The organism is Streptomyces sp. NPDC048416 (assembly GCF_043200435.1).
In the GTDB taxonomy this organism is placed as follows: Bacteria; Actinomycetota; Actinomycetes; order Streptomycetales; family Streptomycetaceae; genus Streptomyces.
The window spans coordinates 112,842-135,794 of the sequence record NZ_JBICXU010000001.1; the positions used below are offsets into that span (position 1 = coordinate 112,842).

Consider the following 22,953-nt stretch of genomic DNA (forward strand, 5'->3'; position numbering starts at 1 on the left):
GGATCGCAGCAAGCGGTCAGGCAGGGGACAACTCCGCATAGCCAGGAGCTCAATTGGGCTCGATGCGGCTCTTGCCCTGGCGACCCTTTCGGCACCCGTGAATGCGAAAGTAGGCCCGAAGCGCACGATGCCGCCGGGTCCAGCCTGTGGGCAGGCAGTCGGACACGGCGGCATCTGATGGCGCTGGGCGCTACTTGACCACCGTCAGCGGCAGCAGCTTCTTGCCCGTCGGGCCGATCTGGATGGACGTGTCCATCTGGGGGCAGACGCCGCAGTCGAAGCACGGCGTCCAGCGGCAGTCCTCGACCTCGGTCTCGTCGAGCGAGTCCTGCCAGTCCTCCCACAGCCAGTCCTTGTCGAGGCCCGAGTCGAGGTGGTCCCAGGGCAGGACTTCCTCGTAGGTGCGCTCGCGGGTGGTGTACCAGTCGACGTCCACGCCGAAGGCGGGCAGCGTCTTGTCGGCGCAGGCCATCCAGCGGTCGTAGCTGAAGTGCTCGCGCCAGCCGTCGAAGCGGCCGCCGTCCTCGTACACGGCGCGGATGACGGCGCCCACCCGGCGGTCGCCGCGCGAGAGCAGGCCCTCGACGATGCCGGGCTTGCCGTCGTGGTAGCGGAAGCCGATGGAGCGGCCGTACTTCTTGTCGCCGCGGATCTTGTCGCGCAGCTTGGTGAGGCGGGCGTCGGTGTCCTCGGCGCTGAGCTGGGGGGCCCACTGGAAGGGGGTGTGGGGCTTGGGGACGAAGCCGCCGATGGAGACCGTGCAGCGGATGTCGTTCTGGCCGGAGACCTCGCGGCCCTTGGCGATGACGTTGACCGCCATGTCACCGATCTGGAGGACGTCGTCGTCGGTCTCGGTGGGCAGGCCGCACATGAAGTACAGCTTCACCTGGCGCCAGCCGTTGCCGTACGCGGTCGCGACGGTACGGATCAGGTCCTCTTCGGAGACCATCTTGTTGATGACCTTGCGCATGCGCTCGGAGCCGCCCTCGGGGGCGAACGTGAGGCCCGAGCGGCGGCCGTTGCGGGTCAGCTCGTTGGCGAGGTCGACGTTGAAGGCGTCCACGCGGGTGGAGGGCAGCGACAGGCCGATCTTGTCCTCGGTGTAGCGGTCCGCGAGGCCCTTGGCGATGTCACCGATCTCGGTGTGGTCCGCGGAGGAGAGCGAGAGCAGGCCCACCTCTTCGAAGCCGGTCGCCTTGAGGCCCTTCTCCACCATCTCGCCGATGCCGGTGATGCTTCGCTCCCGCACGGGGCGCGTGATCATGCCGGCCTGGCAGAAACGGCAGCCGCGGGTGCAGCCGCGGAAGATCTCCACGGACATCCGCTCGTGGACGGTCTCGGCGAGCGGGACCAGGGGCTGCTTGGGGTAGGGCCACTCGTCGAGGTCCATGACGGTGTGCTTGGAGACCCGCCACGGCACGCCCGACCTGTTCGGCACGACGCGCGCGATGCGGCCGTCCGGCAGGTACTCCACGTCGTAGAAGCCCGGGACGTACACCGAGCCCGTCTTCGCGAGGCGCAGCAGCACCTCCTCGCGGCCGCCGGGGCGGCCCTCGGCCTTCCAGCCGCGGATGATCTCGGTCATGTCGAGGACGGCCTGCTCGCCGTCGCCGATGATCGCGCAGTCGATGAAGTCCGCGATCGGCTCGGGGTTGAAGGCCGCGTGGCCGCCCGCGAGGACGATCGGGTCGTCGAGGGTACGGTCCTTGGCCTCCAGCGGGATGCCCGCGAGGTCGAGGGCGGTGAGCATGTTGGTGTAGCCGAGCTCGGTGGAGAAGCTGAGGCCGAAGACGTCGAACGCGTTGAGCGGGCGGTGCGAGTCCACGGTGAACTGCGGCACCTTGTGCTCGCGCATGAGCTCTTCCATGTCCGGCCACACGCTGTACGTGCGCTCGGCCAGGACGCCCTCGCGTTCGTTCAGTACCTCGTAGAGGATCATGACGCCCTGGTTGGGCAGCCCGACCTCGTACGCGTCCGGGTACATGAGCGCCCAGCGGACGTCACATTCCTCCCAAACCTTGACGGTGGAGTTGAGCTCACCGCCGACGTACTGGATCGGCTTCTGCACATGCGGGAGCAGCGCTTCGAGCTGTGGGAAGACGGACTCGGCAGACATCTCGACCTTCGTGGGCTGGCGGGGGCGACTCTCTAGCGTAACGCGAGCCGGGTCGCCCCCTCGCACGACGATCACCCGGCCCCTGGCCAGCCTCCCCCGCCCGGGCGGTCAGGTGGCGGTGGCCCTCAGCCGCCTGCGGAGCCCGGCCCGGGACGCGCGGGCCCAGACCTCGGGCAGTTCGCGTTCGCGCCGTGCGGCCGTCGCCTCCTCCCTGCCGTACAGGAGGCCCCAGGTGAACGCCGGCTCCCCGGCCGCGTGGGCTTGGGCGGCCAGGGCGCGCAGGGCGTCGCGGGCGACCACGCTGTCCTGGTGGTCACCGAGCGCGTTCTGTACGGCCTTGAGGCGCTTGGCGAACTTCTTGGCGTACTTCCCGGCGGGCTTGCCGAGCGCGGGGGCCGCGGCCTGGGCGGCGTATCTGGCGCGCTTGGCGGCCTTGCGGGCCGTGTGCAGGGCGACGTCGCGTTCGGGGCCGGGCGCGAGGGCCAGGGCGGTGCGGACGCGTTCGGCGAGCCGGTCGTACTCCTTGAGCACGGCCTTCGGCAGGACGTGGGCCGCCGGTTTCGCGGCGGCGGGGAGCAGCGGGGGGTCGGCGAGCAGCGCGTCGAGGGTGTCCAGGAGCGTCAGGTGGCGGGCGCTGTCCAGCGCGGTGAGGGTCCTGCGGCGGGATGCGGCGTGGTCGGCCTCGACCCGGATACGGAGCCGGGCGCGCGCGGGGCCCAGGAGCAGGGTGGGGGGCAGCTCCGCGCAGTGGGTGGCCAGGCGTTCGGCGAGGACTTCGCCGTCGCGCTCGGCGCCGAGTTCACCGGCGAGCCATTTGAGCTCGTCGCGGACGGGGTCGGTGACGTTCCGGTCGATCACCTTGGCGTACGAGGCGAGGGCGCTCCGCAGGCGGCGGGCGGCGACCCTCATCCGGTGCACGGCGTCGGGCAGTTCGCGCCGGACGGCGGGATCGAGCCCGACGACGGCGTCGCGCTGGGCGCGCAGGTGGCGCAGCACGTGGGCGCCCGCGGTGTCATCGGCGAGCGGGGTGTCGTGGGCGCGCGGGGTGTCATGGGCGCGCGGGGTGTCATGGGCGCCCGCCGTGCCCTGGGCGCGCGGGGTGTCCTGGGCGAGCGTGGTGTCCTTGGCGAGCGAGGTGTCCTCGCTCTGCTCGGCGTGCTGTGCGGGTCCGGTCCTTCCGCGCGGAGTGGGCGGGGCCGTGTCGCGCAGGGCGCGAGCCACTTTGGACGGGCTCGGCGAGGGCTGGATGCCGGCCTCGGCGAGCAGGGCGCCGATCTCGTCCAGGATGCCCTCGTCGTCGATGCCGTCGGCGAGTTCGACCTCGATCTCGGTCCAGGCGGTGGACGAGGACCCGGCGCGCAGCCCCTCGGCCACGACCGTGTCGATGCTGAGCTCGGCGAGCAGGGTGCCGTCCTCGGCCTGGAGGTGGCGTACGGCGCGGGAGGACAACAGCCGTACGACGGGGGTGAGTTGGGCGTCGCGGACGCGGGAGCGCACCAGGGCGGCGAGCTCGGGAGGCAGGTCGTCGCTGAGCGGGGCGCGGATCTCGTCGCGGCTGCCTGCGGCGACGGGGAACTTGAGGTGCCAGCCGGCGTCGGCGCCGCCGGTTCTGCGGCGCAGGGTGAGCGAGTCGGCGTCCAGGCGCAGGTCGGGGGTGTCGTAGTACACGGCGTCGAGGTCGACGACGCCCCGGTCCACGACCTCGGCGACGCCGGGCACCCGGGTCAGGTCGGGCAGCCTGGCCGGGTCACCCGGTGCTGCCCGGTCCCCGTCGGCCGGGGTGAACTCGAATGTCCGCTCGATCTCGCGCTTCGTGTCCGCCATGACAAAAATCTAGACGGGATGCGCGGACTCCGGCAGGACGCGGGCCCGGCCCCGCACGCGCCACACCCCGACCAGCGGCACCCCGACCGGCGACACCCGCGGCACCCCGACCGGCGACGGCCCCGGCACCCGAGGCACCCCGACCGGCGACACCCGCGGCACCCGCGGCGCCCGCACCCGCATTCGCGACACCCACCCCGCCGGGCCCCGGCCCGCGACGCCCGGCGCGCCCGCGACACCCAGCCCGCCCGGGCCCCGGCCCGCGACGCCCGCCGCACCCGCGACACCCAGCCCGTCGGGCCCCGACCGGCCGCGGCCGACCGGACCGGCCACGCCCGCCGAGCCCCCGGGCGGGCCCCGCACCACCCCGCCCCCGGCCCCGCCGCTACGCCGTTATCGGCCGCTGCACCCGGATCGACTGGAGCAGCCCTATGGCCACCCACACCGCGAACATCGAGGACCCTCCGTAGGAGACGAACGGCAGGGGGATGCCCGCGACCGGCATGATGCCGAGCGTCATGCCGATGTTCTCGAAGGACTGGAAGGCGAACCAGGCGATGATGCCGGCCGCGACGATCGTGCCGTACAGCTCGGTCGTCTCGCGGGCGATGCGGCAGGCGCGCCACAGGATGACACCGATCAGGATGATGATCAGCCCCGCGCCGGCGAAGCCCAGTTCCTCGCCCGCGACGGTGAAGACGAAGTCCGTCTGTTGTTCGGGGACGAACTGGCCGGTGGTCTGGGAGCCCTTGAAGAGCCCGGTGCCGGTGAGGCCGCCGGAGCCGATCGCGATCCGTGCCTGGCCGGTGTTGTAGCCGACGCCCGCCGGGTCGAGGTTGGGGTTGGCGAAGGCAGCGAAGCGGTTGATCTGGTACTTGTCCAGTATCCCGAGCGCCGCGACGAGGACGGCGCCGACCACGCCCGCGCCCATCAGCCCGAAGATCCAGCGGTTGGACGCTCCGGAGGAGAGCAGCACGCCGAGGATGATCACCACGATGACCATGGTGGAGCCGAGGTCGGGCATCAGCATGATGCAGCCGATGGGGATCATCGCGAGTCCGAGTGCCTTCATCACCGTGCGGTGATCGGGGTGCGCCTGGTCGCCCGCGTCCACCCGCGCGGCGAGCAGCATCGCCATGCACAGGATGATCGCGATCTTCGCGAACTCGGAGGGCTGGAGGGAGAAGCCGCCGCCGAGCACGATCCAGGAGTGGGCGCCGTTGACGGTGGCGCCGAGCGGCGAGAGCACCGCGAGCAGCAGCAGGATGGACAGTCCGTACAGGATGGGCACGGCGCCGCGCAGGGTGCGGTGGCCCAGCCAGATGGTGCCGATCATCAGGCAGAGCCCGATGCCGGCGTTCATGATGTGCCGGATCAGGAAGAAGTACGGGTCGCCCTGGTTGATGCTGGTGCGGTTGCGGGTCGCGGACCACACCAGGAGCGAGCCGATGAGGCAGAGCGCGACGGCCGAGAGGAGCAGCGGCCAGTCGAGCCTGCGTACCACCGAGTCGCGGGCGGTCAGTTTGGCGAAGGCGCCGCGCTCCTTGGGGGCGTAGCGCTGGACGGAGAAGCCTGCCATGGCGCTAGTCCCTTCGTGGGTTGCGGTTGTCGACGGTGTCCGCCGGGGGGGTGCTGGGCTGCGACTGGCCGTCGGGCTGCTGCTTGTCCTGGTCGTTGGCCTTGGCCTGGTCCTTGGCCTTGTCCTTGGTCTTGCCTGCGTTCGGGTCGTACGCGGTGACCGTCGGCGCGTCGATGGAGCCGTCGGGCTGGATCTTGGGGAGGGACTGCTCGGGCTGCGGGAGCAGCGCGCGCTTGAGGTCCTGGTTGCCTGCGTCGTCGATGCCGTACATCGCTTCGTAGATCTTGCGGACGGCCTCACCGGAGGCGCCGGAACCCGTACCGGCCTGGGCGATCGTCATGACGACCGTGTAGTCCTTGGAGTAGGTGGCGAGCCAGGAGGTGGTCTGCTTGCCGTAGACCTCGGCGGTGCCGGTCTTGGCGTGGAGCTCGACCTTGTCCTGCGGCCAGCCCTGGAACTTCCAGGCGGCGGTGCCGCTGGTGACGACGCCCGCGAGGGCCTTGTTGTAGCCGTCGATGGTGGCCTGGGTGACGGGGAGCTTGCCGTTGACCTTCGGCTTGATCTCCTGGACCGACTTGCCGTCGGCGCTGATGATCGCCTTGCCGATGGTCGGCGCGTGCATGGTGCCGCCGTTGGCGATCGCCCCGTAGATCATGGCCTCCTGGATTGGCGTGACGAGGGTGTCGCCCTGGCCGATGGAGTAGTTGATCGAGTCGCCCTCGCGCATCTTGTTGCCTTCGAGGCAGTTCTCGTACGCGATCTTCTCGACGTAACCGCCGTCCTTCTTGCCGGTCCTGCACCAGCTGTCCTTGTTGGCCGTCCAGTAGCTCTCCTTCCACTGGCGGTCAGGGACGCGGCCGGTGACCTCGTTGGGCAGGTCCACGCCGGTGGGCTTGCCGAGGCCGAACTGGTGGGCGGCCTTGTAGAAGTAGTCCTTGGGCTGGCCCTTCTTCGGGTTGATCCCGCCGTCCTTCTTCCACTCGTTGTCGGCGAGTCCGTAGAAGACGGTGTCGCAGGAGACCTCAAGGGCGCGGCCGAGCGAGATGGGGCCGAAGTTCTCGCCCTCGAAGTTCTTGAAGACCTGCCCGCCCACGGAGTACGAGCTGGTGCAGGGGTAACCGCCGTCCCACTTGTAGCCGGCCTCGACCGCGGCGGCCGTGGAGACCACCTTGAACGTCGAACCGGGCGCGGCCTGACCCTGTATGGCGCGGTTCAGGAGCGGGTAGTCGCTGTCCTTGCCCGTCAGGGCCTGGTAGTCCTTGCCGGAGATGCCGCCGACCCACACGTTCGGGTCGTAGGTGGGCGCCGACGCCATGGCGACGATCCGCCCGGTCTTGGCCTCCATGACCACGACCGCGCCGGAGTCCGCCTTGTAGTTCTCGTTGGTGATCTTGTCGTACTGCTGGCGGGCCTCGACCATCGCGTTGTTCAGCTCGTACTCGGCGACCGCCTGCACGCGTGCGTCTATCGACGTGACGACGTTGGCGCCGGGCTGCGCCTTGTCGCTCTCGGCCTGTCCGATGACGCGGCCGAGGTTGTCGACCTCGTAGCGGGTGACGCCTGCCTTGCCGCGCAGCTGCTTGTCGTAGGTGCGCTCAAGGCCCGAGCGGCCGACCTGGTCGGAGCGCAGGTAGGGCGAGTCGGTGTCCTTCGCCTTGGTGATCTCGTCGTCGGTGACGGGCGAGAGGTAGCCGAGCACCTGGGCGGTGTTGGACTTGCCGGGCGCGGGGTAGCGGCGCACGGCGGTCGGGTCGGCGGTGATGCCGGGGAAGTCCTCGGAGCGCTCGCGGATCTGGAGGGCCTGCTGGGTGGTGGCCTCGTCGGTGACGGGGATCGGCTGGTAGGGGGAGCCGTTCCAGCAGGGCTTGGGGGTCTTGGCGTCGCAGAGCCTGACCTTGTCCATGACGTCCTGCGGCTTCATGCCGAGCACCCCGGCGAGCCGGGTCAGGACGGCCTTGCCCCGGTCGGGCATCTTGGACAGGTCGGTGCGCGAGGCGGAGACCACCAGGCGGGTTTCGTTGTCGGCGAGCGGCACACCGCGGGCGTCGAGGATCGAGCCGCGCACCGCGGGCTGGACGACCTGCTGGACGTGGTTGTTCTTCGCCTCGTCCTGGTACTGCTGGCCGTTGCGGATCTGGAGGTACCACAGGCGTCCGCCCAGCGTGAGCAGGAGCGAGAAGACCAGGACCTGGATGATGACGAGCCGGATCTGCACCCGGGGGGTGCGGCCCGTCTCGGGGATGTTGCTCATGCTGTGACGGCCCCCTGGTTCACAGTCGCTTGACGCCCTTGATGCGGCCGGCGCGGGCCGCTCTGTTCTTGGCTGCCTTGATCCGCAGTCCTCCGCGCTGGCCGCCGATGCGCAGGCCGGTGCCGCCGGAGAGCCAGCCGGAGGTGATGTTGTTCTTGGCGTTGCCGTTGCCGGTGGTGTCCGCGAGCGGGTCGTTCTCCGCGCGCCGGGCGATCGCCATGATCAGCGGCACGGTGAACGGCGCGAGCACCAGGTCGTAGAGCGTGGCCGTGAACAGCAGGCTCGGCAGGCCGACATGGCGGGCCGCGGTGTCCCCCACCAGGGCGCCGACCGAGGCGTAGAGCAGTGTCGAGCCGATGGCCGCGCCGACCACCACCATCATCGGGCCGGCCGCGGAGCGCAGTCGCCCGTGGTCGGGCTTGGCGAGGCCCGCGAGATAGCCGATCACGCACAGTACGAGGGCGTAGCGCCCGGCGGCGTGGTCGGCGGGGGGCGCGAGGTCGGCGAGCAGTCCCGCGCCGAATCCGACGAAGGCGCCGCCGAGGTGGCCGTACACCAGGGCCAGACCGAGGACGGTCAGGAGCACCAAGTCGGGTACGGCGCCGGGGAGTTGGAGGCGGGCGAGGACGCTCACCTGGACGACGAGGGCGACGACGATCAGGGCGGCGGAGAGGATGACCCTGTTGAGACGCATCTGGATCAGCTCCTACTGCTCGCCGTCGGCGTTGGCTTGGCCGTTCGGGTCGCCGTTGGGGTTGGGGTTCGGATTGGCGTTCCCGTTCGGCGGGTTGGCTTGGCCGGCCGGGGGGTTGGCCTGGCCGGCGGGAGGGTTCTGCTTGGCGTTGGGGTCGGCGTTGGGGTCGGCGTTCGCGTTCTGGTTGACGATGTCGGCGTTGCCCTGCCCGTTGGGGTTGCCCGAGGGGGTGGCCGTGACGGTCACCGTGGGCGTCGGGGTCGGCTTGGGCTTGGCGGGCAGCACCTGGTCGCGCGGGTCGGTGCGCGGGGCCTGGACGACGACGCCGACGATGTCGAGCTTGGTGAAGCCGACATAGGGGCGTACGTAGATGGTGCGTGTGAGGTCGCCGCCCGAGGGGTCGACCTTGACGACCTCGCCGACCGGGACGCCGGGCACGAACGGCTTGTCGGCCTGCGAGCCGAAGGTCACCAGACGGTCGCCGGGGCTGACCTTGGCCTTGCCGTTGAGCAGCTGTACCGAGAGCGGCCGGTCGCCGTGGCCGGTGGCGAAGCCGAGTTCGTCGCTCTTCTCCATCCGGGTGCCGACCGTGAAGTCGGGGTCGTTGGCGAGCAGCACGGTCGAGGTGGAGGGCCCGACGGTGGTGACCCGTCCGACCAGCCCGTCGCCGTTGAGCACCGTCATGTCGCGCTGGATGCCGTCGTTGGATCCGGCGTCGATGGTGACCGTCCAGGAGAAGCCCTGGGCTGCTCCTATGGCGATGACCTGGGCCGCCTTGATGCCGTACTGGCCCTCGCCCGCGGTCTTGAGCATCGAGTCGAGCTGGCCCAGCCGGCTGCGGTTGCGGGCGTCGCTGCCGAGCCGCTGCTTGAGCGCTTCGTTCTCGGCCTGGAGGGCGGAGATCTTGTCGTGGCGCTTGCCCGAGTCGCGTACCGCGCCGATCGCGTTGCCGACCGGGTCGACGGCGGCCGCGACCCCGTTCTCGACCGGTCCGAAGACGGCGGCGGCGGCCTGCCGGGCGCCGTCCACCGGTGAATTGGCCCCGCCTCTGATGTCGACCGTGATCAGCGCGAACGCTACGGCGATCAGCAGCACCAGGAGCAGCCGGCTCTCTCGTGTGTCCCTCACGTGCGGCGGCCGTGCCTTCCTCGTAGGAATGTGGGTGATCTACAAGATCTCTTCGATCTGTATACCAACGATCCGCCGTACGGGTTGGCAGTGACCCATACGGCGGACGGGAGGCTTCGGAGGCTACCTGCGGGGCTGGGCGTCGAGCACCTGCTGGAGTGCTTCGAACTCCTCGACGCACTTGCCGGAGCCGAGCGCGACCGAGTCCAGTGGGTCCTCGGCGATGTGGATCGGCATGCCCGTCTCACGGCGCAGCCGCTCGTCGAGGCCGCGCAGCAGGGCGCCGCCGCCGGTCAGGACGATGCCGCGGTCCATGATGTCGCCGGAGAGCTCCGGCGGGCACTTGTCCAGGGTCGTCTTCACGGCGTCGACGATCGCGTTGACGGGTTCCTCGATCGCCTTGCGGACCTCGGCCGCGGAGATCACCACGGTCTTGGGCAGCCCGGAGACGAGGTCACGGCCGCGGATCTCGGTGTGTTCGTCCTTGTCGAGGTCGTACGCCGAACCGATCGTGATCTTGATCTGTTCCGCGGTGCGCTCACCGAGGAGGAGCGAGTACTCCTTCTTGATGTGCTGGATGATCGCGTTGTCGAGCTCGTCGCCGGCGACGCGGATCGACTGTGCCGTGACGATTCCGCCGAGGGAGATCACGGCGACCTCGGTGGTGCCGCCGCCGATGTCCACGACCATGTTGCCGGTGGCCTCGTGGACCGGAAGACCCGAGCCGATGGCCGCGGCCATGGGCTCCTCGATGATGTGCACCTGGCGGGCGCCGGCCTGGGTGGAGGCCTCGATGACGGCGCGGCGCTCGACTCCTGTGATGCCCGAGGGCACGCAGACCACGACGCGCGGGCGGGCCAGGTACCGGCGCTTGTGGATCTTCAGGATGAAGTAGCGGAGCATGCGCTCGGTGATCTCGAAGTCGGCGATCACGCCGTCCTTCAGCGGCCGTACGGCAACAATGTTGCCCGGCGTACGGCCGATCATCTTCTTGGCTTCCGCGCCGACCGCGAGGATGCCGCCGGTGTTGGTGTTGATGGCGACGACGGACGGCTCGTTCAGGACGATTCCGCGGCCCCTGACGTACACCAGCGTGTTGGCGGTCCCGAGGTCGACAGCCATGTCACGGCCGATGAACGACATTTTGTTGCTCCCCATGAGGATGCGTCCGGCCTTCCCTATTCGAGCGTTGACGGCTTCTCAGGTCGGCGAGGTGGGTGCGTTGAGCGTGAGGCCCCATCGTAGTCCGGCCTGCGCGGACACGGCGCGGTGGTCCACCTCAGTATGGGTGACGTCGTGTCGGGGCGATGCGTTCCCGAAGTCGGCCCGCATATGCCCGGGGACGACCGAAATTCCTTCGGTCGCCCCAGGTCGTGAGCGCTATATGGCTGACATTGCGTCAGTAATTGATCAGTCGCGGCCCGGGAAGAAAATCTTCAGTTCCCGTTCCGCCGACTCCTCGGAATCCGAGGCGTGGATGAGGTTTTCCCGGACGATGGTGCCGAAATCGCCACGGATCGAACCGGGGGCCGCCGCGATCGGGTCGGTGGGACCCGCCAATTGGCGTACACCCTCGATGACGCGCTCGCCTTCGACCACCAGGGCGACGACCGGACCGGAGGACATGAACTCCACCAGCGGCTCATAGAAGGGCTTGCCCTTGTGCTCGCCGTAGTGCTGCTCAAGGGTGTCCTGGTCCAGGGTGCGCAGCTCAAGGGCGGTGATCTGCCAGCCGGCCTTGCGCTCGATGCGGCCGATGATCTCCCCGACCAGCGAGCGGCGGACGGCGTCCGGCTTGAGGAGGACGAGGGTGCGCTGCGTCATGGTGTGCGGCTCCTTGGCAAACGTGTGCGGTCCGCCGAGATTACCGGGTGTAGCCGAGGCCCCGTCACCCGGTCCCGCCGCCGTCCCTTCAGGCGCCCGGCTGCGCCTCGGCCTGCGCGGCGAACCGCGCCTTCGCCTCGTCGATCCTGCGGCCGTAGTGCACCGAGGCCCACCACAGGGCGCCGAAGAGGACACCCATGAAGAACATCAGCGGGACGGCGAAACCGCTCAGGATCAGGGCGATCTGGAGCGCCCAGCCGAGCTCGACGCCGCCGCGCCTGCCGAGCATCCCGCAGAGCAGCACCGAGAGCAGCATGCCGATGCCGCACACCGTCCACACGGTGGTGGTGGCGAGGCCGGGGTCCTTCATCGCGACCAGGCCCGCGAAGGCGATCACGAAGAATTCACCGATCAGGGTGGACGCGCAGAGCGTACGCATCGCTTCAGCCCCTCTTCAGCATGAGCCGGGCGTCGCCGACCGTGAACACGGAGCCGGTGACCAGGACGCCCGCTCCCGCGTACTCGTCCTCCTCCTCGGCCAGGGTGATGGCGGCTTCGATCGCGTCGTCGAGGCGCGGCTCGACCACGACCCGCTCGTCGCCGAACACCTCGACGGCGAGCGCGGCCAGCTCGTCCACGTCCATGGAGCGCATGGAGGTGTTGGCGGTGACGACGACCTCGGCGAAGACCGGCTCGAACGCTTCGAGCAGGCCCTTGACGTCCTTGTCGGCGCTGGCGGCGACCACACCGATGAGGCGCGAGAAGCCGAACGCCTCGGTCAGGCCGTCCGCGGTGGCGCGGGCGCCGGCCGGGTTGTGCGCGGCGTCCAGGACGACGGTGGGCGAGCGGCGCACCACCTCCAGTCGGCCGGGTGAGACGACGGAGGCGAACGCCTTGCGGACGGTGTCGATGTCGAGCGGGCCCGGCTGCTGCGGGCCGACGCCGAAGAACGCCTCGACCGCGGCGAGCGCCACCGCCGCGTTGTGCGCCATGTGGGCGCCGTACAGCGGGAGGAAGACCTCCTCGTACTCGCCGCCCAGACCCCGCAGGGTCAGGAGCTGGCCGCCGACGGCGACCTCACGCCCGACGACGCCGAACTCCATGCCCTCGCGGGCCACCGTCGCGTCGGCCTCGACGGCCTTCTTCAGCATGACCTGCGCCGCGTCGACGGGCTGCTGGGCGAGGATCACCGTCGCGCCCTGCTTGATGATCCCGGACTTCTCCGTGGCGATCTCGCCGGTCGTGTTGCCGAGCCGGTCGGTGTGGTCGAGGTCGATGGGCGTGACGACGGCGACGCCCGCATCGATCACGTTCGTCGCGTCCCAGGTTCCGCCCATGCCGACCTCGACGACCGCCACGTCGACCGGGGCGTCCGCGAAGGCCGCGTACGCCATGCCGGTGAGGACCTCGAAGAAGGAGAGCCGGAACTCCTCGCGCGCGTCCACCATCTCGACGTACGGCTTGATGTCGTCGTACGTCTCGATGAAGCGCTCGGCCGCGATGGGCAGGCCGTCCAGGCTGATGCGCTCGGTGATCGACTGGACGTGCGGCGAGGTGTAGCGCCCCGTGCGCAGTTCGAACGCGCCGAGCAGGGCCTCGATCATCCGGGCCGTGGAGGTCTTGCCGTTGGTGCCGGTGATGTGGATCGTCGGGTAGGCGCGCTGCGGCTCGCCGAGCACGTCCATCAGGGCGGCGATGCGGCTGACCGAGGGGTCCAGCTTGGTCTCGCCCCAGCGGCCCGCGAGCTCGGTCTCGACCGCGCGCAGCGCCGCGTCCACCTCGGGGTCGGCGGGCCGGCCGGGCACGGCCTCGCCCTGCGGCGCTCCGCCGTGGGTGCGCAGGGTGCGGCTGCCGGCCTCGATCACCGCGAGGTCGGGGTCTCTGGTGGTCTCGGCCTCGACGATGTCGTCGAAGTCGTCGGCTTCACTGGGGTCGGGCTGCTCGGTCACGGGACCAGTCTACGGAGGGGTACCGACAGGATCTTGGACCCGCCCCTTTCGGGACGTTCGGCCCCCGGGCCGCACAGGGTCTCCGGGCAAACTTGGCGATCATGGACATAGGCATCGACCTCGGCACGGCCAACACGCTCCTCTACGCCCGGGGGCAGGGCATCGTGCTCAATGAGCCGTCCGTGGTGGCGATGAAGGAGGGCAGCCGGGCCGCGCTCGCCGTCGGCACGGAGGCCAAGGAGACCATCGGCCGCACCCCCGGTTCGATCACCGCGATCCGGCCGCTGCGGGACGGCGTGATCAGTGACTACGAGGCGGCGGAGGAAATGATCCGCCACTTCGTGAAGAAGGCCGTGCCCGGGCGCCGCCCCCGCACCCGGATGGTGGTGTGCGTGCCGAGCGGGGTGACCCCGGTGGAGCGGCGCGCGATCGTGCACGCGTCGCAGCGGGCCGGTGCGAAGGCCGTGCACCTCATCGAGGAGCCGATGGCGGCGGCCATCGGGGCCGGGCTCCCGGTCGCCGAGCCGCGCGGTTCGATGGTGGTGGACGTCGGCGGCGGCACCACCGAGGTCGCTGTGATCTCGCTCGGCGGCATCGTGACGTCGCAGTCCCTGCGGGTGGGCGGCGACCGCCTGGACACGGCGATCACCGACTACGTGCGCAAGGAGCACTCGCTGCTCATAGGTGAGCGCACCGCCGAGGACGTCAAGTGCGCGATCGGGTCGGCGTGGCCGGTGCCGGGCCAGGAGGAGCTGGAGGAGCGGGTCTTCACGGTCCGGGGCCGCGAGAAGGTGAAGGGCCTGCCCAAGACGCTCTCGCTCACCGCGCGCGAGGTCCGGGCCGCCCTGGACGAACCCGTCGAGGCGATCATCGCGGCGGTGCGGACCACCCTGGAGGAGTGTCCGCCGGAGCTGGCCGGTGACGTGATGGAGCACGGCATCGTGCTGACCGGCGGCGGCGCGCTGCTGCCCGGCCTCGACCTGCGGATGGCGTCCGCGACGGGCATCCCGGTGTTCGTGGCGGACGAGCCGCTGGACTGCATGGTGCTGGGCGCGGGCCGGTGCGTCGAGGACTTCGACCAGTTGCAGAAGCTGCTCGTCGGCAGCTGAGCGCGGCGGGCGCGGGGCGGGTGCGGGCGGGCCGTGCGGGGCGGGCCGGGTGCGGCCCCGGGCCGGGTGCGGCGCCCCGGGCCTAAGGACGCCGGTCCCGGGCCGAGTACGGCGCCCCGGGCCTAAGGACGCCGGTCCCGGGCCGAGTGCGGCGCGCCGGGCCGAAGGACGCCGGTCCCGGTCAGCCGGTCGTTCCGGCCGGCAGGGTCGCCCTGACCTCGTACGTCGTGTCGGTGAGGGTCGTCGTGAGGCTGCCGCCCATGCTCTCCACCCGCTCCCGCATCGAGAACGTCCCCGTCCCCGAGGAGATGGGCGCCTTCACCGGCGCCGAGCGGGGCAGCGGGTTCTGCACGGTGACGACGAGGTCCCCCGCCACCAGCCGGATCGTCACCGCGACGGGCTCGCCCCGTGCGTGCTTGACCGAGTTGGTCAGGCACTCCTGGACCACCCGGTGGACCGCCGCCTGCCGCAGCGGGGACAGCCGGTGCGCGGCCGCCTCGATGTCGAGACCGACCGGGGTGCCCGCGAGCCGGCTCTCCTCGGCGAGCGCGGACAGACCGTCGAGGCCGGGCGTGGCGGTGCGCTCGTCGGCACGCCGCACGATGATCTCGTTCAGCATGAGGTGGGCCCGGCGGGCGCTGTCGGCCAGCTCCTCGAAGTCCTTGTGGTGCGGCTCGTTCCTGGCCCGCACCGCGAGCACTTCGGAGCGCACCGCGAGCATCGTCAGCTCCCGGCCCACCATGTCGTGCACGTCCCTGGCCACCGAGACCCGCTCGGCCTGCACGGCGTGCAGGGCCGCGCTCTCGGCGCGCTGGACCTCCAGTTCGTGGACGAGGTCGTGCCGGTAGGCCGAGATGCCGACGCCCGAGGCGAGCACGCCCACCGGCACCACGATCGCCAGGAACGAGCTCAGCGTCTCGCCCCGGATGTCGGGCCACCCCGGCAGGCTGAACAGGACGTACGCCACCGCGATGTACCCGCAGGTGGCGAGGATGCCCGCGCGCCGCCCCCGGAAGCGGCCGAGCGAGTACAGCGCGAACTGCACCAGGTTCAGCTGGTGCAGCCAGCCCAGATAGCCGAGCGCCACCAGATACGGCAGCCACGGCCAGCGGCGTCTCAGCAGCAGCGTGGCCGCGCCGATCGCCAGGACGGGGGGCGCGGTGTAGCTGTTGAGGGAGTTGTCGTCCCTGGCGAGGCCCGGCACGTCCAGGATCATCAGGCCGAAGCAGCTCAGCGCGATCAGTACGTCCATCGCGCGGTCCTCGCCCACCCAGCGCGCGCTCGCGGCTCGCGCCGCCGCCAGCGCGCGGTGCGGCGCGGAGGTCGGGGGCGGCGAGTGCATGCCTTCCATCATCCAAGGTCTTTCGACCCGAACGGCCGAGCCGAACGGCCCCCATCCAGTGATATGTCGCACGTGGCCGCCCGCCGTCGCCCCTCCCCCGGCTCCCCCGTCGCGCCTGCCCGCGCGACGCTCGCACGGGGCGGACGCGAGGCACCTGGCGTGCGGTACTCCCTACGCAGGACAGGGCCCCCGGGACCGAAGTCCTGGGGGCCCTGTCCTGCGTAGGGAGACGTACGAAGACGTACGCAGACGTACGAAGCCGTATGGCGGCCGGGTCAGCCCTGGGGCAGGGCCGCGATCTGGCGGGTGATCCGCTCGATGTCGGCCTCCGCCTTGGCGAGCCGGCCCCGGATCTTGTCGACCACGTTGTCCGGCGCCTTGGCGAGGAACGCCTCGTTGCCGAGCTTCTTGGTGGCGTCCGCCTTCTCCTTCTCGGCCGCCGCGAGGTCCTTGCCCAGCCGCTTGCGCTCGGCCTCGACGTCGATGGTGCCCGACAGGTCGAGCGCGACCGTGGCGCCCGCGACGGGCAGCGAGGCGGTGGCGTGGAAGCCCTCGCCGGCCGGCTGGAGGCGGAGCAGCTGGCGGATGGCCGCCTCGTGCGGGGCGAGCGCGGTGCCGGTCAGGGTGAGCTCGGCCGGGACCTTCTGGCCGGGCTGGAGACCCTGGTCGGAACGGAAGCGGCGGACCTCGGTGACGACCTGCTGGACCAGCTCGATCTCGCGCTCGGCGGCCTCGTCGCGGAACCCGCCCGGGGCGTCAGCCCCAGGAACGGACACGGTACGCGGCCAGTCGGCGACGACCAGGGACTCGCCCCCGGTCAGCGTCGTCCACAGGGTGTCGGTGACGAACGGGACGATCGGGTGCAGGACCCGCAGCATCACGTCCAGGACCTCGCCGAGGACCCGGCCCGAGACCTGCGCCTGCTCGCCGCCCGCGAAGAACGTCGTCTTCGACAGCTCGACGTACCAGTCGAAGACCTCGTCCCACGCGAAGTGGTACAGCGCCTCGCTGAGCTTGGCGAACTGGTAGTCCTCGTAGAACGCGTCGACCTCGGCCACGGTCTTGTTCAGGCGCGACAGGATCCAGCGGTCGGTCGCCGACAGCCGTTCCACCGGCGGGAGTTCACCCTCGATGGTGGCGCCGTTCATCAGCGCGAAGCGCGTGGCGTTCCAGATCTTGTTGGCGAAGTTGCGCGACGCCTGGACCCAGTCCTCGCCGATCGGCACGTCCGCGCCGGGGTTGGCGCCCTTGGCGAGGGTGAAGCGGACCGCGTCCGAGCCGTAGTTGTCCATCCAGTCCAGCGGGTCGACCGCGTTCGGGTTGGACTTCGACATCTTCTTGCCGAACTCGTCGCGCACCAGGCCGGTCAACGCGACCGTCTTGAACGGGACTTCGCCGTCCATCGCGTACAGGCCGAACATCATCATCCGGGCGACCCAGAAGAAGATGATGTCGTGGCCGGTGAGCAGGACGTCGGTCGAGTAGAACTTCTCCAGGTCGGCGGTCTTCTCCGGCCAGCCGAGTGTGGAGAAGGGCCACAGGCCGGACGAGAACCAGGTGTCCAGGACGTCGGGGTCCTGGCGCCAGCCCTCGCCGGTCGGGATCTCGTCGTCGGGTCCGACGCAGACGACCTGGCCCTCGGGGCCGTACCAGATCGGGATGCGGTGGCCCCACCACAGCTGACGCGAGATGCACCAGTCGTGCATGTTGTCGACCCAGTCGAAGTACCGCTTCGACATGTCCTCGGGGTGGATCGTGACCCGGCCGTCGCGGACCGCGTCACCGGCGGCCTGCGCCAGCGGGCCGACCTTGACCCACCACTGCATCGACAGTCGGGGCTCGACCGTGGTCTTGCAGCGCGAACAGTGGCCGACCGAGTGCATGTAGGGGCGCTTCTCGGCGACGATGCGGCCCTGCTCCTTGAGCGCGCCGACGATGGCCGAGCGCGCCTCGTACCGGTCGAGCCCCTGGAACGGGCCCGGGACCGTGATGACGCCGCGCTCGTCCATGACGGTGATCGACTCCAGGCCGTGCCGCTGGCCGATGGCGAAGTCGTTCGGGTCGTGCGCCGGGGTCACCTTGACGCAGCCGGTGCCGAACTCGGGGTCGACGTGGGCGTCCGCGACGACCGGGATGGCGCGGTCGGTGAGCGGCAGCTTGATGAGCGTGCCGACGAGGTGCTTGTACCGCTCGTCGTCGGGGTGGACGGCGATCGCGGTGTCACCGAGCATCGTCTCGGCGCGGGTGGTGGCGACGACCAGGGTGTCGTCGCCCTCGCCGTACTTGAGCGAGACGAGCTCGCCCGGGTCCTCCTGGTACTCCACCTCGATGTCCGAGATGGCGGTCAGGCAGCGCGGGCACCAGTTGATGATGCGCTCGGCGCGGTAGATCAGCTCGTCGTCGTACAGGTTCTTGAAGATGGTCTGGACGGCCTTGGACAGGCCCTCGTCCATGGTGAACCGCTCACGCGACCAGTCGAGGCCCGCGCCGAGGCGCTTGAGCTGGCCGAGGATCCGGCCGCCGTACTCGCCCTTCCACTGCCAGACGCGCTCGGTGAACGCCTCACGCCCGAGGTCCTGGCGGGACTTGCCCTCCTCGGCGAGCTGCTGCTCGACCTTGTTCTGCGTGGCGATGCCCGCGTGGTCCATGCCGGGCAGCCACAGCGTCTCGTACCCCTGCATCCGCTTGCGGCGGGTGAGGGCGTCCATGAGCGTGACCTGGAAGGCGTGGCCCAGGTGCAGGGCGCCGGTGACGTTGGGCGGCGGGATGACGATGGTGTACGGGTCCTTGTCGGACCCCGCGTCGGCGGTGAAGTACCCGCGCTCCACCCAGCGCTCGTACAGCGGCCCTTCTACCTCGGCCGGCGCGTACTGGGTCGGCAGTTCGGTGATGGGCGCTGGATTCTGCTGCTGAGAGTTCTCGGTCACCGGGCCAGTTTAGAGGTGTCACGGGCCGGTACTGAAACGGGAAGTTTTCGTAACGGTGGGCCCCCCGATGCACCGCTGCGGTGCCCCTTCGGCCAGGATGTTCGGATCGGATAAGCATTCCTAGGGGGAACCCAGCAATGAGCTACAACCAGCCGGGCCCGTACGGCGGCCAGCCCCAGCAGCCCGGCCCGTACGGCCAGCAGCCTCCGCAGCAGCCCCCGTACGGGCAGCCCGGTCCGCCGCAGCCCGGTTACGGCTACCCGCAGCAGGCCCCGCAGGGCGTCCCGCCGCAGCAGCCCGGCCCCTACGGCCAGCAGCCCCCGCAGCAGCCCTACGGCTACCCCCAGCAACAGCAGCCGGGCCCGTACGGCCAGCCGCCGCAGCAGCCCCCGTACGGCCAGCAGCCTCCGTACGGCGCTCCGATGCAGCCCGTCCCCCCGGCCCCGAAGAAGAAGACCGGCCTGATCATCACGGCGTCCGTCGTGGCGCTCGCGGTCATCGGCGGCGGCGTGTGGTTCCTGACGAAGGGCGGCGGCGCGAGCAACAGCGACGTGTCGGCGAGCACGAAGGGCTACAAGATCGCGCCGCCGGCGACGGTCGACGAGTACAAGAAGAGCGGGAGCGACCGGTCGACGCCCATGACGGCCGACCAGAAGTCGAAGGCCGAGGCGCTGACCGTCAAGAACCCCCAGCAGGTCTCCACGCTCTACCAGGGGGGCGACCCCAACAACCCGCTGACCGCCAAGGTGCTCCAGTTGCAGGGCTTCTGGGGCCAGATCGGTGACCCGGCCAAGGTGGTCGACGCCTCCTTCACCAACCTCAAGACCAACAAGGGCGCGCAGGGCGCTCCGTCCGAGATCGAACTCGTCGGCGAGGCCAAGGCGTTCAAGCCGGCCGGCTTCTCGGGTGCGCTGATGAAGTGCCAGAACCTCAAGTACAAGAGCTCCGACACCTCGGCGGCCAAGGGGCCCAAGGAGTACCTGGTCCCCGCGTGCGTGTGGGCGGACTACAGCACGTACGGCGTGGTGACCATGGTGGACATGGCGAAGGCCGCCACCGGTGGCGGTCCGGCGCTTGAGGACGTGGCCAAGGAGACGGCCACGCTCTACAACACCGGCCGCCAGAAGATCTGAGGCCTGTCGTTGGGATCGTGCCGGGCTCGCGGGGTCCGGCACCGCGCCCTGATCCGGCCTGATCCGGACGAGAGACCCAGCCGCACAAGGCACGCCAAAGGGGCGCCCGGTCAAGGAAGTTGACCGGGCGCCCCTTTGTCGTACCTGCCGTGCCGAGCGCAGCGCTACGCGCTCTTCTCGTGCCGCCCGTCGTTCTTCACGATGCGCGGCTCGCGCGGGACCAGCGTCGGGTTGACGTTGTTGCGGACCACGTCGGCGGTGATGACGACGCGGGCGACGTCCTTGCGGGACGGGACCTCGTACATCACCGACTGGAGGACTTCCTCCATGATGGCGCGCAGGCCGCGCGCGCCGGTGCCGCGCAGGATGGCCTGGTCGGCGATGGCCTCAAGGGCCGGGCGGTCGAAGTCGAGCTCCACGCCGTCGAGTTCGAACAGGCGCTGGTACTGCTTGACGAGCGCGTTGCGCGGCTCGACCAGGATCTGGAGGAGGGCTTCGCGGTCGAGGTTGTGGACCGAGGTCAGGACGGGCAGCCGGCCGATGAACTCGGGGATCATCCCGAACTTCACCAGGTCCTCCGGCATGACCTCCTGGAACTGGTCGCTGGCCTCGATCTCCCGCTTGGAGCGGATCGTCGCGCCGAAGCCGATGCCCTTGGCGCCGGCCCGCGACTCGATGATCTTCTCAAGGCCCGAGAAGGCACCGCCCACGATGAACAGCACGTTCGTCGTGTCGATCTGGATGAATTCCTGGTGGGGGTGCTTGCGTCCGCCCTGGGGCGGGACGGAGGCGGTGGTGCCCTCCAGGATCTTCAACAGGGCCTGCTGGACGCCCTCGCCGGACACATCGCGGGTGATCGACGGGTTCTCGCTCTTGCGGGCGACCTTGTCGATCTCGTCGATGTAGATGATCCCGGTCTCGGCCTTCTTGACGTCGTAGTCGGCGGCCTGGATCAGCTTGAGCAGGATGTTCTCGACGTCCTCGCCGACGTAGCCCGCCTCGGTGAGCGCGGTGGCGTCGGCGATGGCGAACGGCACGTTGAGCATCCGGGCCAGGGTCTGCGCGAGCAGCGTCTTGCCGGAGCCGGTGGGGCCGAGGAGCAGGATGTTGGACTTGGCGAGCTCGATCGCGTCGTCCCGGCTGGTCCCGCCGCCGTTCTCGCCGGCCTGGACCCGCTTGTAGTGGTTGTAGACCGCCACCGAGAGGGCCTTCTTGGCGGGCTCCTGGCCCACCACGTAGCCCTCAAGGAACTCGTAGATCTCGCGCGGCTTGGGAAGTTCCTCCCACCGCACCTCGGAGGACTCGGCCAGCTCCTCCTCGATGATCTCGTTGCAGAGGTCGATGCACTCGTCGCAGATGTACACCCCGGGGCCTGCGATGAGCTTCTTCACCTGCTTCTGGCTCTTTCCGCAGAACGAGCACTTGAGCAGGTCGCCGCCGTCACCGATGCGTGCCACGAGGTGCTTCCCCTTCGCCTGGGAGACGCCATGTGCGCCGCCTCCTGGTGCCTACTGCGTGTTCCGGGGGGACACCCCCAGACCCCCTACCGACGGTACCTTGCCGAGCCCCCGGTTCGGGCCCCCCTTGGCGCGGTTCACTTCCACGTGGACCGCGCCGGGGTCGCCCGAGCGGTTCAGACGGACGTGGAGGCCGCCGTCTTGCGGGTCGACACGATCTGGTCGACCAGGCCGTAGGACAGCGCGTCCTCGGCCGTGAGGATCTTGTCGCGCTCGATGTCGTCGCGGATCTTCTCGATCGGCGTCGTCGAGTGCTTGGCCAGCATCTCCTCCAGCTGCGAACGCATCCGGAGGATTTCGTTGGCCGCGATCTCCAGGTCGGAGAGCTGCTCGCGGCCGGTGCCGCCCGAGGGCTGGTGGATCAGGACGCGGGCGTTCGGCAGCGCCATGCGCTTGCCCGGCGTACCTGCGGCGAGCAGGACGGCGGCGGCGGAGGCCGCCTGGCCCATGCAGACCGTCTGGATGTCGGGCTTCACGAACTGCATGGTGTCGTAGATCGCCGTGAGGGCGGTGAAGGAACCACCCGGGCTGTTGATGTAGATGGAGATGTCGCGGTCCGGGTCCATCGACTCCAGGCACAGGAGCTGCGCCATGACGTCGTTGGCGGACGCGTCGTCGATCTGCACGCCGAGGAAGATCACGCGCTCCTCGAAGAGCTTCGCGTACGGGTCGTACTCACGCACGCCCTGCGAGGTGCGCTCGACGAAGCGCGGCACGATGTAGCGGTTGTCGACCTGGGGACCGGTGTAGAGGCCGCTGGCGTGGGCCGAGTTGACGTTGTTCATTGGGGTGTTCACCATCCTGGTGGCGTTCAAGTGGGCGGGACGTAGCGGTGCGGTACGGGGCTCAGGCCCCGGTGCCGCCGCCGCCCGGAACGCCCGAGGCAGCGGAGATGATCTCGTCGATGAGGCCGTAGTCCTTGGCCTCCTCCGCCGTGTACCAGCGGTCGCGGTCGCCGTCGCGGATGATCGTCTCGACGGACTGGCCGGAGTGCGCGGCAGTGATCTCCGCCATGCGCTTCTTCGTACGGATCAGGTACTCGGCCTGGATCTTGATGTCGGAGGCGGTGCCACCGATGCCGGCGGAGCCCTGGTGCATCAGGATGTCGGTGTTGGGGAGCGCGAAGCGCTTGCCCGCGGCGCCACCGGTCAGCAGGAACTGACCCATCGAGGCGGCCATGCCCATGCCGATGGTGACGACGTCGTTCTGGATGTACTGCATGGTGTCGTAGACCGCCATGCCGGCCGTCACCGAGCCACCGGGGCTGTTGATGTAGAGGTAGATGTCCTTGTCCTGGTCGGCAGCGGCCAGGAGGAGCATCTGGGCGGTGATCTTGTTGGCGATCTCGTCGTCGACCTGCTGGCCGAGGAAGATGATGCGGTCGTTGAGCAGTCGGCTGTAGACCTGGTCACCGAGGCCACCACCGAGGGACGGCTCACCGGCGGCGTAAGGCATCAGATTCGTCACGTATCCACCTGCTCGTCTCTGACGGCTTCGGCCGTCTCAGCGTCTTCGTTCCGGGGGCGCGGACTCCGGCTCGCCAGACTCCACCACCCTCGT

17 protein-coding genes are annotated in these 22,953 nt (G+C 70.0%); 2 read left to right on the top strand and 15 right to left on the bottom strand.

What is annotated here, in order from left to right; all coding sequences use genetic code 11:
* Positions 1-190: 190 nt before the first annotated feature.
* From ACGFW5_RS00480 to ACGFW5_RS00525, 10 genes are all read right to left on the bottom strand, one after another.
* A complete protein-coding gene (locus ACGFW5_RS00480) occupies positions 191-2,116 on the bottom strand; it encodes a TIGR03960 family B12-binding radical SAM protein (protein WP_393831920.1) in 1,926 nt (641 codons plus the stop codon).
* Between the two features lie 108 nt (positions 2,117-2,224).
* Positions 2,225-3,940 carry a CHAD domain-containing protein gene (locus ACGFW5_RS00485; RefSeq protein ID WP_393831921.1) on the bottom strand — a complete coding sequence of 572 codons (1,716 nt, stop codon included), beginning with the start codon at positions 3,938-3,940 and terminating at the stop codon, positions 2,225-2,227.
* A 385-nt stretch (positions 3,941-4,325) separates the two neighbouring features.
* Entirely contained in the window at positions 4,326-5,519 is a 1,194-nt protein-coding gene (gene rodA / locus ACGFW5_RS00490; RefSeq protein WP_393831922.1) for a rod shape-determining protein RodA, read from the bottom strand.
* A gap of 4 nt (positions 5,520-5,523) precedes the next feature.
* Positions 5,524-7,770 carry a penicillin-binding protein 2 gene (gene mrdA / locus ACGFW5_RS00495; RefSeq protein ID WP_393831923.1) on the bottom strand — a complete coding sequence of 749 codons (2,247 nt, stop codon included), beginning with the start codon at positions 7,768-7,770 and terminating at the stop codon, positions 5,524-5,526.
* Positions 7,771-7,789: 19 nt separating this feature from the next.
* Positions 7,790-8,464, bottom strand: a complete 675-nt coding sequence (mreD, locus tag ACGFW5_RS00500) for a rod shape-determining protein MreD (RefSeq protein WP_393831924.1) — start codon at positions 8,462-8,464, stop codon at positions 7,790-7,792.
* Between the two features lie 12 nt (positions 8,465-8,476).
* Positions 8,477-9,592 carry a rod shape-determining protein MreC gene (gene mreC, locus ACGFW5_RS00505; RefSeq protein WP_393831925.1) on the bottom strand — a complete coding sequence of 372 codons (1,116 nt, stop codon included), beginning with the start codon at positions 9,590-9,592 and terminating at the stop codon, positions 8,477-8,479.
* A 123-nt stretch (positions 9,593-9,715) separates the two neighbouring features.
* Positions 9,716-10,735, bottom strand: coding sequence for a rod shape-determining protein (locus ACGFW5_RS00510; protein WP_053727412.1), 1,020 nt, complete (start codon positions 10,733-10,735; stop codon positions 9,716-9,718).
* 267 nt (positions 10,736-11,002) lie between these two features.
* Entirely contained in the window at positions 11,003-11,416 is a 414-nt protein-coding gene (gene ndk, locus ACGFW5_RS00515) for a nucleoside-diphosphate kinase (protein WP_161244581.1), read from the bottom strand.
* 88 nt (positions 11,417-11,504) lie between these two features.
* Complete coding sequence (locus tag ACGFW5_RS00520; RefSeq protein WP_393831926.1) at positions 11,505-11,855, bottom strand: DUF4233 domain-containing protein; 351 nt, start codon at positions 11,853-11,855, stop codon at positions 11,505-11,507.
* A gap of 4 nt (positions 11,856-11,859) precedes the next feature.
* Positions 11,860-13,365, bottom strand: a complete 1,506-nt coding sequence (locus ACGFW5_RS00525; RefSeq protein WP_393831927.1) for a glutamate ligase domain-containing protein — start codon at positions 13,363-13,365, stop codon at positions 11,860-11,862.
* 101 nt (positions 13,366-13,466) lie between these two features.
* Between ACGFW5_RS00525 and ACGFW5_RS00530 the strand changes: the two genes are divergently transcribed.
* The gene (locus tag ACGFW5_RS00530) at positions 13,467-14,474 is read left to right on the top strand and encodes a rod shape-determining protein (RefSeq protein ID WP_393831928.1); all 1,008 of its coding nucleotides are present in this window, start codon (positions 13,467-13,469) and stop codon (positions 14,472-14,474) included.
* A 181-nt stretch (positions 14,475-14,655) separates the two neighbouring features.
* On the opposite strand, the gene ACGFW5_RS00535 is transcribed toward ACGFW5_RS00530, so the two are convergent.
* Both ACGFW5_RS00535 and ACGFW5_RS00540 read right to left on the bottom strand, forming a co-directional pair.
* On the bottom strand, positions 14,656-15,816 hold the full coding sequence (locus tag ACGFW5_RS00535; protein ID WP_393831929.1) for a sensor histidine kinase: 1,161 nt from the start codon (positions 15,814-15,816) through the stop codon (positions 14,656-14,658).
* 275 nt (positions 15,817-16,091) lie between these two features.
* The gene (locus tag ACGFW5_RS00540) at positions 16,092-18,743 is read right to left on the bottom strand and encodes a valine--tRNA ligase (RefSeq protein ID WP_393831930.1); all 2,652 of its coding nucleotides are present in this window, start codon (positions 18,741-18,743) and stop codon (positions 16,092-16,094) included.
* 137 nt (positions 18,744-18,880) lie between these two features.
* Here ACGFW5_RS00540 and ACGFW5_RS00545 point away from each other — a divergent pair, with 137 nt between their 5' ends.
* Complete coding sequence (locus tag ACGFW5_RS00545) at positions 18,881-19,876, top strand: hypothetical protein (RefSeq protein WP_393831931.1); 996 nt, start codon at positions 18,881-18,883, stop codon at positions 19,874-19,876.
* A gap of 164 nt (positions 19,877-20,040) precedes the next feature.
* Here ACGFW5_RS00545 and clpX read toward each other — a convergent pair whose 3' ends face one another.
* The 3 genes from clpX to ACGFW5_RS00560 all read right to left on the bottom strand — a co-directional run bounded on the left by clpX (position 20,041) and on the right by ACGFW5_RS00560 (position 22,848).
* A complete protein-coding gene (gene clpX / locus ACGFW5_RS00550) occupies positions 20,041-21,333 on the bottom strand; it encodes an ATP-dependent Clp protease ATP-binding subunit ClpX (protein ID WP_350230266.1) in 1,293 nt (430 codons plus the stop codon).
* A gap of 176 nt (positions 21,334-21,509) precedes the next feature.
* On the bottom strand, positions 21,510-22,193 hold the full coding sequence (locus ACGFW5_RS00555; protein ID WP_393831932.1) for an ATP-dependent Clp protease proteolytic subunit: 684 nt from the start codon (positions 22,191-22,193) through the stop codon (positions 21,510-21,512).
* 46 nt (positions 22,194-22,239) lie between these two features.
* The gene (locus tag ACGFW5_RS00560; RefSeq protein WP_350234561.1) at positions 22,240-22,848 is read right to left on the bottom strand and encodes an ATP-dependent Clp protease proteolytic subunit; all 609 of its coding nucleotides are present in this window, start codon (positions 22,846-22,848) and stop codon (positions 22,240-22,242) included.
* Positions 22,849-22,953 lie beyond the last annotated feature (105 nt).

What these genes read in the sequence shown, in the direction of transcription:
- mrdA (WP_393831923.1), bottom strand. Translation starts at nt 7,770, where the DNA reads ATGAGCAACATCCCCGAGACGGGCCGCACCCCCCGGGTGCAGATCCGG.
- ACGFW5_RS00555 (WP_393831932.1), bottom strand. Translation starts at nt 22,193, where the DNA reads ATGGTGAACACCCCAATGAACAACGTCAACTCGGCCCACGCCAGCGGC.
- ndk (WP_161244581.1), bottom strand. Translation starts at nt 11,416, where the DNA reads ATGACGCAGCGCACCCTCGTCCTCCTCAAGCCGGACGCCGTCCGCCGC.
- ACGFW5_RS00560 (WP_350234561.1), bottom strand. Translation starts at nt 22,848, where the DNA reads ATGCCTTACGCCGCCGGTGAGCCGTCCCTCGGTGGTGGCCTCGGTGAC.
- ACGFW5_RS00510 (WP_053727412.1), bottom strand. Translation starts at nt 10,735, where the DNA reads ATGTCGTTCATCGGCCGTGACATGGCTGTCGACCTCGGGACCGCCAAC.
- ACGFW5_RS00530 (WP_393831928.1), top strand. Translation starts at nt 13,467, where the DNA reads ATGGACATAGGCATCGACCTCGGCACGGCCAACACGCTCCTCTACGCC.
- ACGFW5_RS00535 (WP_393831929.1), bottom strand. Translation starts at nt 15,816, where the DNA reads ATGCACTCGCCGCCCCCGACCTCCGCGCCGCACCGCGCGCTGGCGGCG.
- ACGFW5_RS00485 (WP_393831921.1), bottom strand. Translation starts at nt 3,940, where the DNA reads ATGGCGGACACGAAGCGCGAGATCGAGCGGACATTCGAGTTCACCCCG.
- mreD (WP_393831924.1), bottom strand. Translation starts at nt 8,464, where the DNA reads ATGCGTCTCAACAGGGTCATCCTCTCCGCCGCCCTGATCGTCGTCGCC.
- ACGFW5_RS00545 (WP_393831931.1), top strand. Translation starts at nt 18,881, where the DNA reads ATGAGCTACAACCAGCCGGGCCCGTACGGCGGCCAGCCCCAGCAGCCC.
- rodA (WP_393831922.1), bottom strand. Translation starts at nt 5,519, where the DNA reads ATGGCAGGCTTCTCCGTCCAGCGCTACGCCCCCAAGGAGCGCGGCGCC.
- ACGFW5_RS00520 (WP_393831926.1), bottom strand. Translation starts at nt 11,855, where the DNA reads ATGCGTACGCTCTGCGCGTCCACCCTGATCGGTGAATTCTTCGTGATC.
- ACGFW5_RS00480 (WP_393831920.1), bottom strand. Translation starts at nt 2,116, where the DNA reads ATGTCTGCCGAGTCCGTCTTCCCACAGCTCGAAGCGCTGCTCCCGCAT.